The sequence below is a fragment of the Mycobacterium talmoniae genome, assembly GCF_001854525.1.
GTDB classification, from domain to species: domain Bacteria; phylum Actinomycetota; class Actinomycetes; order Mycobacteriales; family Mycobacteriaceae; genus Mycobacterium; species Mycobacterium talmoniae.
Genome location: NZ_MLQM01000018.1, coordinates 37,741 through 49,456, shown reverse-complemented (window position 1 = coordinate 49,456; position 11,716 = coordinate 37,741). Strand labels below are relative to the sequence as shown.

The window sequence follows — 11,716 nt, the reverse complement described above, 5'->3', positions numbered from 1 at the left end:
GTTCGGTGGCGCGGGCCAAAAACGCCGCCGCGGCCGCGGTTCCGCCCCGCTGCGCCGCCCGGCCGGCGGATCGCTCCAACTCGGCGGCGACCGACTCGTCCGGGCCGGCCGCCGCGTACGCGCGGTGCCAGGCACGGCGGTCGGGGTCGTGCGCCGGGTCGGTCGCCTCGACCAGGGCCCGGTGGGCGTCGCGGCGCTCGTCGCCGGTGGCCGCACGGTAGGTGGCCGAACGCACCAGCGGGTGCCGGAACCGCACCCGCGCACCCACCTCGATCAGGCCCGCCTCCTCAGCCGGGGCCAGGGCGGCGCCGGGCAGGGCCAGCACCGCGGCGGCCCGCAGCAGCAGCGTCGCGTCCCCTAGCGGCTCCGCGGCGGCCACCAGCAGCAGCCGCTGGCAGTCCCGAGGCAAGGCGCGAATCTGCGCCAGGTAATGGCGTTCGATCTGTCCGGCCACCGGCACCACATCCGGGCGGTAGTAGCCACCGGCCAGTTCGGCGGGCGACAGGCCGCGGGGCAGCTCCAGCAGCGCCAGTGGGTTGCCGTGGGTTTCGGCGACGATCCGGTCGGCGACCTGCGCGTCGATCCGCCCGGGCACCGCCGACTCCAGCAGCGCGCGGGCGTCGGTGTCGGCCAACCCCCGCAGCATCAGTTTCGGCAGCCCGGTCAGGCCGTCGACCGGCTCACGCAGCGCGAACACCAGGGCGACCGGTTCGGCGAGCAGCCGGCGCGCCACGAACCCCAACGTCTGCGCGGAGACCCGGTCCAGCCAGTGGGCGTCGTCGACCACGCACAGCACCGGCCGGTCCTCTGCCGCCGCGGACAGCAGGCCCAGCACCGCGAGACCGACCAAGAACCGGTCGGGGGCCGGCCCGGAGCTCGCCCCGAACGCCACGGCCAACGCCGCGCGCTGCGGCTCGGGCAGCCGGTCGACTCGATCCAACAGCGGGCGGCACAGCTGCTGCAGACCGGCGAACGCGAGCTCCATATCGGATTCCACGCCGACGGCGCGGATCAGCTGAAAATCCGCGGCGGACTCGACGAGGTAGCCCAGCAGCGCGGTCTTGCCGATCCCGGCCTCGCCGCGGACTACCAGCACCTGGCTGGCGCCGCCGCGCGCCGCCGCGAGCAGCTCCCGCAACCGCCCGCACTCGGCGTCCCGCCCCCGAAAAGACGTAAAGGCCCCCTTTTCGGTGCCGAAAAGGGGGCCTTTACGTCTGCTCACGCAGAAAAACTAGCCCTTGCGGGCCTTGATCGCCTCGGTCAGCTGCGGGGTGACCTTGAACAGGTCCCCGACGATGCCGTAGTCGGCGATCTCGAAGATCGGCGCCTCTTCGTCCTTGTTCACCGCGACGATCGTCTTGGACGTCTGCATCCCGGCGCGGTGCTGGATCGCCCCGGAGATGCCCAACGCGATGTACAGCTGCGGCGACACGGTCTTGCCGGTCTGGCCCACCTGGAACTGGCCCGGGTAGTAGCCGGAGTCCACCGCGGCACGCGACGCACCGACGGCGGCACCCAGCGAGTCGGCCAGCTCCTCGACCACCGAGAAGTTCTCCGCGCTACCTACCCCGCGACCACCGGCCACCACGATCGGGGCCTCGGTCAGTTCCGGCCGGTCGCCGGCGACGGCGGGCTCACGGGACGTGATCTTCGTCGCGTTCTCGGCCGGTTCGGGCACCTCGACGGTGACCTGCTCACCGGCACCGTCGGCCGGGGCCGGCTCGATGGACCCGGCCCGCACGGTGATCACCGGGGTGTCGCCGTTGGCCTGCGCGTCGACGGTGAACGCGCCACCGAAGATGGAGTGCACCGTCTTGGCGCCCTCCTTGACCTCGACCACGTCGACCAGCAGGCCCGAACCGATCCGGGCGGCCAGCCGCCCGGCGATCTCCTTGCCGTCGGCGTTGGCGGCCAGCAGCACCGCGGCCGGGGTGGCCGATTCGGCCAGCGCGGCCAGCACGTCGACCACCGGGGTGATCAGGTAGTTGGTCACGGTGTCGGACTCGGCAACGTAGATCTTGGCGGCGCCGGCCGCCTTGAGCCCGTCGACCAGCGGCGCGGCCGCGCCCGGGCCGCCCACCACGACGGCGGCCGGCTCGCCCAAAACGCGAGCGGCGGTGATCAATTCGGAGCTGACTTTTTTCAGCGCTCCGTCGGCGTGCTCAACGAGCACCAGTACTTCAGCCATGGGTTATATCGCTCTCGTCTTAGATGATCTTCTGGGCAACCAGGTACTCGGCGATCTTGGTGCCGCCCTCGCCTTCGTCGGTGATCTTCTCTCCGGCGGTCTTCGGCGGCTTGGGGGTCGACGCGGTCACCGTCGACCCGGCGTTGGCGACGCCGACCTCGTCGGCCTCGACGCCGATCTCGGCCAGCGTGAGCACGGTGACTTCCTTCTTCTTGGCGGCCATGATGCCTTTGAAGGACGGGAAGCGCGGCTCGTTGATCTTCTCGTTGACGCTGACCACCGCCGGCAGCGCCGCCTCCAGGGTGAACACCCCGTCGTCGGTCTCGCGCTCGGCGGTGATCTTGCCGTCCTCCAGGGTCACCTTGCGCACGTGGGTCAGCTGCGGCAGGCCCAGGTATTCGGCGATGATGGCCGGCACCGCGCCGCCCACGCCGTCGGTGGACTCGTTACCGGCGATCACCAGTTCGGTGCCCTCGATGGTGCCCAGCGCGCGGGCCAGCGCCCACGCGGTCTGCACCACGTCGGAGCCGTGCAGGCCGTCGTCCTTGAGGTGCACGGCCTTGTCGGCACCCATCGACAGCGCCTTGCGGATCGCCTCGGTGGCGCGCTCCGGGCCGGCGGTCAGCACGGTCACCGACCCCTCGCCGCCCTCTTTCTCGCGGATCAGCAGGGCTTCTTCGACGGCTCGCTCGTTGATCTCGTCGAGCACCGCGTCGGCGGCCTCGCGGTCAAGGGTGTAGTCACCGTCGGTGAGCTTGCGCTCCGACCATGTGTCTGGGACCTGTTTGATCAGGACCACGATGTTCGTCATGAGACTGGCTCGTCCTCCTCGAAGGGAGTCTTGCAACCCCCGGGTCGCAAAACTTGGGTCACGGTCACGCCCCCGCACAACGATGTTACTCACGGGTAACTTTGTGCGGTTCGCTCGTACACCATAGCGGGTCACCGTGCAGGTTCTGCCTGCCCGTCGGGGTGAAGCATTCGCGAACCACCCGGTTGACAGATAGCCTGCCTGTTGCAATGAGCACATCCGCTACCGACGGTCCCGATACCGGCACCGCGCCGGACGCCGACACCTTGGCGCTGACCGGCGAACGCACCATCCCCGGCTTGGCCGAGGAGAACTACTGGTTCCGCCGCCACGAGGTGGTCTACCAGCGGCTGGCGCCGCGCTGCGCGGGCCGCGAGGTGTTGGAGGCCGGCTGCGGGGAGGGTTACGGCGCCGACCTGATCGCCGGCGTGGCCCGCCGGGTGATCGGCCTGGACTACGACGAGACCACCGTGGCCCATGTGCGGGCCCGCTATCCGCGGGTGCAGGTGATGCACGGCAACCTCGCCGAGCTGCCGCTGCCCGACGCGGCGGTGGATGTCGTTGTTAATTTCCAGGTCATCGAGCACCTGTGGGATCAGGCCCAGTTCGTCGCCGAGTGCGCGCGGGTGCTGCGCCCGGGCGGGCTGCTGATGGTGTCCACCCCCAACCGGATCACCTTCTCGCCGGGCCGCGACACCCCGATCAACCCGTTCCACACCCGCGAACTGAACGCCAAGGAGCTGACCGAGCTGCTGGTCGACGGCGGGTTCCGCGTGGACGGGATGCACGGCGTTTTCCACGGGCCGCGACTGGCCGACCTCGACGCCCGCCACGGGGGCTCCATCATCGACGCGCAGATCGCCCGGGCGGTGGCCGACGCCCCGTGGCCGGATCAGCTGCTGGCCGACGTTGCCGGGATCGGCACCGCCGACTTCGACCTGCTCGAGGCGGGCGACCGGGATATCGACGACAGCCTGGATCTGGTGGCGATCGCGGTGCGGCCGTGACCCGCGCCGAGCCGGTACCGGGCCTGTTCACCCTGGTGCTGCACACCCACCTGCCGTGGCTGGCCCATCACGGCCGCTGGCCGGTCGGCGAGGAATGGTTGTATCAGTCCTGGTCGGCGTCCTACCTGCCGCTGCTGCGGGTGCTGGACACCCTGGCCGGCGAGGATCGGCGTCGGCTGATCACCCTGGGGGTTACCCCGGTGGTGGCCGCCCAACTCGACGACCCGTACTGCCTGGACGGTATGCACCACTGGCTGGCCAACTGGCAGCTGCGCGCGGTGGAGGCGACCACGCTGGCAGAACCGTTGCGCAGCTTCGGGATTCATGAATGCGCCGCCGCCGAGCGGGCCCTGGACGACTTCGGTACCCGGTGGCGGCACGGCGCCAGCCCGCTGCTGCGCGAGCTGGTCCAGGCCGGCACGGTGGAGTTGCTGGGCGGCCCGCTGGCCCACCCGTTTCAGCCGCTGCTGAACCCGCGGCTGCGCGAATTCTCGCTGCGCGAAGGCCTGGCCGACGCCCGGCACCGGCTGGCGCACACCCCCGCCGGCATCTGGGCGCCCGAATGCGCCTACGCCCCCGGGATGGAACACGACTACGCCGGCGCCGGGGTGACGCATTTCATGGTCGACGGCCCGTCGCTGCACGGCGACACCGCGCTGGGCCGCCCGGTCGGGGGCAGCGACGTCGTCGCGTTCGGGCGGGACCTGACCGTCAGCTACCGGGTGTGGTCGCCGAAATCGGGGTATCCCGGCCACGGCGCCTACCGCGACTTTCACACCCACGACCACCGCACCGGGCTCAAACCGGCCCGGGTCACCGGGCGGGCCGTGCCGCCGGAAGACAAGGCGCCCTATGACCCGCAGCGCGCGGCGGCCGCCGTGGACGGTCACGTCGCCGACTTCGTCGACGTGGTCCGGCGCCGGCTGGTCTCGGAGTCCGAACGGATCGGGCGGCCCGCGCATGTGGTCGCCGCGTTCGACACCGAGCTGTTCGGCCACTGGTGGTATGAGGGCCCGCTGTGGCTGGAGCGGGTGCTGCGGGCGCTGCCGGCCGCCGGGGTGCAGGTGGGCACCCTGTCCGATGCGATCACCGCCGGCTATGTCGGCGCTCCGGTCGAATTGCCGCCCAGCTCTTGGGGTTCGGGCAAAGACTGGCAGGTGTGGACCGGCGACAAGGTGGCCGATCTGGTGCAGCTCAACGCCGAAGTGGTGGACACCGCGCTGTCCACCGTCGACAAGGCGCTGACCCAGACGTTGGATGGGCCCACCCCACGCGATCGGGTCGCCGACCAGATCCTGCGCGAGACACTGCTGACGGTGTCCAGCGACTGGCCGTTTATGGTGAGCAAGGACTCTGCCGCCGACTACGCCCGGTATCGGGCGCATCTGCACGCGCATGCCACCCGGGAGATCGCCGGGGCGCTGGCGTCGGGCCGCCGCGACACCGCGCAGCGGCTGGCCGACGGTTGGAACCGCGCCGACGGCCTGTTCGGCGCCCTGGACGCTCGGAGGCTGCGGTGCTAGTTCGGCGCGAGTGTGCGTGTCCCCGGTCGACACGCCGAGGCGAAACCCGTTTCTGCGCACGCTCGCGCGGACAGGGAGCCGGCGCGTGAAGATCCTGATGGTGTCGTGGGAGTACCCGCCGGTGGTGATCGGCGGGCTGGGCCGCCACGTCCACCACCTGTCCACCGCGCTGGCCGCCGCCGGCCACGACGTGGTCGTGCTGTCCCGCCGCCCCACCGACACCGATCCGAGCACCCACCCGTCGTCCGACGAGGTCAGCGAGGGCGTGCGGGTGGTGGCCGCGGCGCAGGACCCGCACGAATTCTCCTTCGGTCCGGACATGATGGCCTGGACGCTGGCCATGGGCCACTCCATGGTCCGCGCCGGGCTGTCGCTGAAGACCCATGGCGGCCAGCGGATCTGGCGGCCCGACCTGGTGCACGCCCACGACTGGCTGGTGGCGCACCCGGCGATCGCGCTGGCCGAATTCTACGATGTGCCACTGGTTTCCACGATTCACGCCACCGAAGCCGGACGGCATTCCGGCTGGGTGTCCGGCCGGATCAGTCGTCAGGTGCACGCGGTGGAATCCTGGCTGGTCCGCGAATCCGATTCGCTGATCACCTGTTCGGCCTCGATGCGCGACGAGATCACCGAGCTGTTCGGCCCCGGCCTGGCCGAAACCACCGTCATCCGCAACGGAATCGAGGCGGCCCGGTGGCCGTTCGCGCCGCGACGGCCACGCACCGGACCGCCCGAGCTGGCGTATGTGGGGCGGCTGGAGTATGAGAAGGGTGTCCAGGAGGCCATCGCCGCGCTGCCCCGGATCCGGCGCGCCCACCCGGGCACCACGCTGACCGTCGCCGGGGACGGCACCCAGCAGGACTGGCTGCTCGAGTGCGCCCGCAAGCACCGGGTGCTCAAGGCGACGCGGTTCGTCGGGCGCCTGGACCACGACGAGCTGCTGGCGTTGCTGCACCGGGCCGACGCCGCGGTACTGCCCAGCCACTACGAGCCGTTCGGCCTGGCCGCCCTGGAAGCCGCCGCGGCCGGCACCCCGCTGGTGACGTCGAACGTGGGCGGGCTGGGCGAGGCTGTGATCAACGGGGTGACCGGCGTGTCCTGCCCGCCGCGCGACGTCGCCGCGCTGGCCGCCGCGGTGCGCACGGTGCTCGACGACCCGGCGGCCGCGCAGTCCCGGGCGCGGGCCGCCCGGGAGCGGCTCACCGCCGACTTCGACTGGCACACGGTGGCCGACGAAACCGCGCAGGTGTATCTGGCGGCCAAGCGCGCCGAGCGGGAACCGCTGCCGCGCCGGCCGATCGTCGAGCACGCGCTGCCGGATCGGTAGCGGTTAGCCCAGCAAATCCAGCACCGAGCTGAACCAGCTGGGGTCGAATCCTACTGCGGCGGCAATCGAGCCCAAGTCCAGGCCGCTCAGCAGCGACGGCATCGCCGGCGCCAGCCCCGACGCGAGCGCGGCCACCGCGGCCGGGGTGTTCACCGCGGGATACGTGGTGGCAAAATCCGACGCCGGCAGCACGCCCAGATCCACCAGCGCGTCGCTGACACCCTGGTAGGCGCCGGTGACCAGCTGGCCAAAGATGGTGAGCGGGTTGAAGTCCGGGGCGGGAACGCTCGGATACTCGGGCAGATAGACCCCGAGGCTATTGAGCAGCGGTTTGGCCAGTTGTTCGATGTCGGCCAGCGGGCTGAAGCCGGGCAGCAGCTGCGCCGGCGTCGGCACATCGGCGTAACCGTTGGGGTTGTATCCCAAATTGACCAGCACGGTCAGATCCGGCTGCAGCAGGTCGGCCAGCAGCTTTCCCACCAGCGGGATCGCCCGCAGCGGTTCGACCAGCGGCAGATCCTGGGTCGGAATCATGTAGTAGTGGGTGACCCCGTCGTAGCCCGGGGACGTGGCCAGCGGCACCGCGCTTTGGATCTGGGCGGCCGTGAGATTGGCATACTGGGTGTGCACGTAGAGCGCCCCCAGCAGCGCGTTGAGGTCGGCCACCACATTGAGCGGGTATTGCGGGAAATCGGCGGCGCCGTCGTATTGCCCGGTGTAGATGTCCGTCGGGTACGGGGTATCCGCGGGAGTCGCGCCGTAGAACGGGATCCCGAGGATCGGGATGTTGAACGCGAAGCGTTCGAAGATGCCGCCGTCGGGGTTGTCCAGGTCGCCGGTGAGCATGAACGACAGGTCCTCGGGGCTGGGTCGTTCGTCGGCGGGCAGCGCATCCAGGGCGTTCAGCTCCAGGCTGGCGATCACCGCGCTCTGCGAGTAGCCGAACACCAGGGTGTCGCTGCCCGCGGGCCGGTCCATGATCGCGTTGTTGAGAATCAATTCGCCCTGAGCCGCCGACTGATCGAGGGTCAGGCCGCTCAGGAACGGAATGTCGACGCCCTCGGGGGTGTACAACCCGAACGGGGTGTACCCGGCGAACAGCGGGTTGGATTGCAGGTAGGCCGCATCGATGGCGCTCACATAGCTGGGCGCCGGATCCGGGTTCAACGTGCCGCCCATGATGAACGCCAGGCCGTCGGTGGCGTCGTCGGCCGCCGCGGGTGCGGCCTGCAGCGTCGACATGCACACCGCGGCACCGACATTCGCCAACAACGCCGCACCCAGCCGGGCCAACCGATGTCGTGTCATGGCCACCTCCGAAGGTTGTCCAGCACCATACTCGCGATTTATTCAGTTGATTGATTTTTAAGCTAATGAAATGCTCACGCTATGGTCTGGCAGCGTTTCGCGGCCGCCGTGAGCGGGCGTCGTTCGTGGCTGCCGGCCGCCGCGGTCCTGGTGGTGGCCGGTGCGCTGCTGGGGTTCAGCGGCGGCAACGCCGCGGCCACCTCTTCGCCGGTGGCGCTGCCCAGCACCGCGCAGTCCGCCCGGGCCGCCGCCACGCTGGGCGAGTTCCCCGGCGGTGACCGGGCAGCGGCGATCCTGGTCACCACCCGCCGCGACGGGACGGTGCTGACGCCAGCGGATCTCAGCGCCGCCGCGCGGGCCCGCGACCGGATGCGCCGGGTTCCGCAGGCGCTCGCCGGCCCGCCCACACCGGTGGTGCCGTCCCGCGACGGCAAGGCGGCGATCACCACCGTGGCGTTGAGCGCCACGCTGTCCGGGTTCGCGCTCTCCGACGCGGTGACCGCGTTGCGGGCGGCCGCCGCCGAGGGCCTGCCCGCACCGCTGGTCGGGCACGTCACCGGCGGGCCGGCGTTCGGCGCCGATATCGCCAACGCGTTCACCGGCGCGAACGTCACCCTGCTGGTGGTGACCGCGTTGGTGGTCGCGCTGCTGCTGATCGCCACCTACCGCTCACCGGTGTTGTGGCTGCTGCCGCTGACGGTGATTGCGCTGGCCGACCGGGTGGCCACCGTGGTCGGCGTTCACGTCGCCGCGGCCACCGGGCTCAGCTTGGACGGTTCCACCTCCGGCATCACCAGCGTGCTGGTGTTCGGCGCCGGCACCAACTACGCGCTGCTGTTGATCTCGCGCTACCGCGACGAACTGGGCGGGCGCGCCGGTCACCGCAGCGCGTTGCGCCGGGCGGTGCGCACCGCCGGCCCGGCGATCCTGGCCAGCAACGCCACCGTCGTCCTGGCCCTGCTGACCCTGCTCACCGCGATCACCCCGAGCACCCGCAGCCTGGGGCTGTGCGCGGCGTGCGGCCTGGCCGTCGCGGCGCTCTTCGTGCTTGTCGTGTTGCCGCCGCTGCTGGCGGTGTGCGGCCGAAAAGTGTTCTGGCCGTTCATCCCCCGCGATGATGAGGCGCCGGCGGCGGCCACCGGGATGTGGCGCCGGGTCGCCGACGGGGTCGGTCGCCGCCCCGGCCCGATCTGCACGCTGGCCGTCACCGTCTTGGCGGCGTCGACGGCCGGGCTGCTGGGCACCCGCCTCGGGCTGTCCCAGACCGAGCAGTTCCGGCTGCGCGCCGACTCGGTCACCGGATTCGACACGGTGGCCGCGCATTTCTCCGGCGGGGCCTCCGACCCGACCGTGGTGATCGCCGCCAGCGACCGCGGCACCGAGATGCAGCGGCGCATCGCCGCCGTCCCCGGCGTGGTGTCGGTGCACCCGGCGGGTCACTCGCCCACCGGGCTGACCAAATGGTCGGTGATCCTCGACGCCGCCCCGTCCAGCACCGCCGCGTTCAAGGCCGTTGGTGCCCTGCGGGATTCGGTCGACGCGGTGGATCCCAGCGCCCTGGTGGGCGGCTCGGACGCGCAGGCCCTCGACGTGCGCGACGCCGCCGCCCGCGACCGGCGGGTGGTGATCCCGGCGATCCTGCTGGTCGTGCTGGTGGTGCTGTCCGCCCTGCTGCGGGCGGTGCTGGCGCCGCCGCTGCTGGTCGCCGCCACCGTGCTCAGCGCGCTGGCCGCGCTCGGCCTGGGCGGCTGGGCCAGCATCCATGTGTTCGGGTTTCCCGCCCTGGACAACAGCACACCGTTGTTCGCGTTCTTGTTTTTGGTGGCGCTCGGCGTCGACTACACCATTTTCCTGGTCACCCGGGCGCGCGAGGAGACCGCCGAGCGCGGCACCCGCGCCGGCATGGTCGCGGCGGTGGCGGCCACCGGCGGCGTCATCACCAGCGCCGGGGTGGTGTTGGCCGCGGTGTTCTGCGTGCTCGGGGTGCTGCCGCTGATCGTGTTGACCCAGCTGGGCATCATCGTCGGCCTCGGCATCCTGCTGGACACCTTCGTGGTGCGCACCGTGGTCATTCCGGCGCTGTTCGCGCTGATCGGCGACCGGATCTGGTGGCCCGCCCTGCGCCCACCGCCGCCCGGCACGCGTCATCGCCGCTGACCACCCCGTCGCTCACGGCAAGCCCAGGTCGTCCTGGAAGCGGCGCATCGCCGCGGTGAGGGCGCCAAACACCCGGTGCGCGGCCGCCAGGTCGGCGTCGGGCAGGTCGGCCAGCGCGGCCCGGGTGTGCTGTTGTAGCGGGGTGAAAAACGCACGGGCGGTGGCCAATCCGCGGTCGGCGTACCGCAGGATGACCTTGCGCCGGTCGCCGGGATGTGCGTCGCGCCGGACGTGACCGGAGTCGATCAGCCGGTCCACCAGGTAGGTGATGCCCGCGCCCGACAGCCCCATCCGCTGACCGAGTTCGCCGGAACTGATGGGTTGCCCGGCGGTTTCGGCCACCATGATGTGCAGCAGGGCGCGAAAATCGGTGGGCCGCACATCATGCGCGCCGGCGAATAACCGGCCGATCTCGTCGGATTCGGCGGTCAGCTCCCGCAAATCGGCCGATATCACCGACTCCAGCGCGGCCCGGTCGTCGGCATGCTGCTCAGGGTCCATGACGGTGTGCAGCATATCCGCCCGGGTTGACGCGCCGGGCTCAGCGGGCCGCCTTCTTGCGTTCGATGTCGGCCAGGGCGGCGGCCAGTTCGGCGCGCTCGGCCGCCGAGGACTCCCACGACAGCTTGCGGTTCTTGACCACCTTGGCCGGCGCGCCGACCGCGATCGAGTAATCCGGGATGTTGCCCTTGACCACGGCGTGCGACCCCAGCACGCAGCCGCGGCCGACGCTGGTGCCGCGCAGCACCGTCACCTTGGCCGCCACCCAGGTGTCCGGCCCGATCCGCACCGGGCTCTTGATGATGCCCTGGTCCTTGATCGGCAGGTTGATGTCGTCCATCTTGTGGTCGAAGTCGCAGACGTAACACCAGTCGGCCATCAGCACCGAATCACCGAGTTCGATGTCCAGATAGGTGTTGATGACGTTGTCGCGGCCGAGCACCACCTTGTCGCCGATCCGCAGCGAGCCCTCGTGCGCCCGGATGGTGTTCTTGTCGCCGATGTGCACCCAACGGCCGATCTCGAGCTGGGACAACTCCGGCGTGGCCTGAATCTCCACACCCTTACCCAGGAACACCATGCCGCGGGTGATGATGTGCGGGTTGGCCAGCTTGAACTTCAGCAGCCGCCAATACCGCACCAGATACCACGGGGTGTAGGCCTTATTGGCCAGCACCCAGCGCAGCGACGCCAGGGTCAGGAACCTGGCCTGGCGGGGGTCGCGCAGCCGTGAGCCCCGCCAGCGTTTGTGGATCGGAGCACCCCACATGGTCGTCATGGCCGGAAAGCCTACGCGAGCGATTTGGGTGGCACAGGTTACCCTCACCTGGACTCGCTTTCGCAAAGGATTGGGGAATCACCACCGTGTCCTGGCGTCATCCCCGCGGCGGC

General features: G+C 70.8%; 10 protein-coding genes. 4 read left to right on the top strand and 6 right to left on the bottom strand.

From position 1 onward, the window contains the following. The 3 genes from BKN37_RS06050 to BKN37_RS06040 form a co-directional block, all read right to left on the bottom strand. A partial coding sequence (locus BKN37_RS06050) for an AAA family ATPase (RefSeq protein ID WP_131823525.1) occupies nt 1-1,222 on the bottom strand: 1,222 nt, incomplete at its 3' end. A 9-nt stretch (nt 1,223-1,231) separates the two neighbouring features. After that, the gene (locus BKN37_RS06045; RefSeq protein ID WP_071023247.1) at nt 1,232-2,188 is read right to left on the bottom strand and encodes an electron transfer flavoprotein subunit alpha/FixB family protein; all 957 of its coding nucleotides are present in this window, start codon (nt 2,186-2,188) and stop codon (nt 1,232-1,234) included. Nucleotides 2,189-2,207: 19 nt separating this feature from the next. Continuing rightward, on the bottom strand, nt 2,208-2,999 hold the full coding sequence (locus tag BKN37_RS06040; RefSeq protein ID WP_071023244.1) for an electron transfer flavoprotein subunit beta/FixA family protein: 792 nt from the start codon (nt 2,997-2,999) through the stop codon (nt 2,208-2,210). Between the two features lie 209 nt (nt 3,000-3,208). Here BKN37_RS06040 and BKN37_RS06035 point away from each other — a divergent pair, with 209 nt between their 5' ends. The 3 genes from BKN37_RS06035 (at nt 3,209) to BKN37_RS06025 (ending at nt 6,859) form a co-directional block, all read left to right on the top strand. After that, nucleotides 3,209-4,006 carry a class I SAM-dependent methyltransferase gene (locus BKN37_RS06035; protein WP_071023241.1) on the top strand — a complete coding sequence of 266 codons (798 nt, stop codon included), beginning with the start codon at nt 3,209-3,211 and terminating at the stop codon, nt 4,004-4,006. Continuing rightward, entirely contained in the window at nt 4,003-5,529 is a 1,527-nt protein-coding gene (locus tag BKN37_RS06030) for a 1,4-alpha-glucan branching protein domain-containing protein (RefSeq protein ID WP_071023238.1), read from the top strand. The genes BKN37_RS06035 and BKN37_RS06030 overlap by 4 nt, the downstream gene beginning before the upstream one ends. Before the next feature lie 85 nt (nt 5,530-5,614). Further along, nucleotides 5,615-6,859 carry a glycosyltransferase family 4 protein gene (locus BKN37_RS06025; RefSeq protein WP_071023233.1) on the top strand — a complete coding sequence of 415 codons (1,245 nt, stop codon included), beginning with the start codon at nt 5,615-5,617 and terminating at the stop codon, nt 6,857-6,859. A 3-nt stretch (nt 6,860-6,862) separates the two neighbouring features. On the opposite strand, the gene BKN37_RS06020 is transcribed toward BKN37_RS06025, so the two are convergent. Beyond that, nucleotides 6,863-8,167 (bottom strand): PE-PPE domain-containing protein, encoded by a 1,305-nt coding sequence (locus BKN37_RS06020; protein ID WP_071023230.1) that lies wholly within the window; start codon nt 8,165-8,167, stop codon nt 6,863-6,865. Between the two features lie 81 nt (nt 8,168-8,248). On the opposite strand from BKN37_RS06020, the gene BKN37_RS06015 reads away from it, so the two are divergent. Next, nucleotides 8,249-10,324, top strand: coding sequence for an MMPL family transporter (locus BKN37_RS06015; RefSeq protein WP_071023226.1), 2,076 nt, complete (start codon nt 8,249-8,251; stop codon nt 10,322-10,324). A 12-nt stretch (nt 10,325-10,336) separates the two neighbouring features. On the opposite strand, the gene BKN37_RS06010 is transcribed toward BKN37_RS06015, so the two are convergent. Together BKN37_RS06010 and BKN37_RS06005 are read right to left on the bottom strand one after the other, a co-directional pair. After that, complete coding sequence (locus BKN37_RS06010) at nt 10,337-10,840, bottom strand: MarR family winged helix-turn-helix transcriptional regulator (RefSeq protein WP_071023222.1); 504 nt, start codon at nt 10,838-10,840, stop codon at nt 10,337-10,339. Nucleotides 10,841-10,865: 25 nt separating this feature from the next. Further along, nucleotides 10,866-11,603, bottom strand: a complete 738-nt coding sequence (locus BKN37_RS06005; RefSeq protein WP_071023267.1) for an acyltransferase — start codon at nt 11,601-11,603, stop codon at nt 10,866-10,868. Nucleotides 11,604-11,716 lie beyond the last annotated feature (113 nt).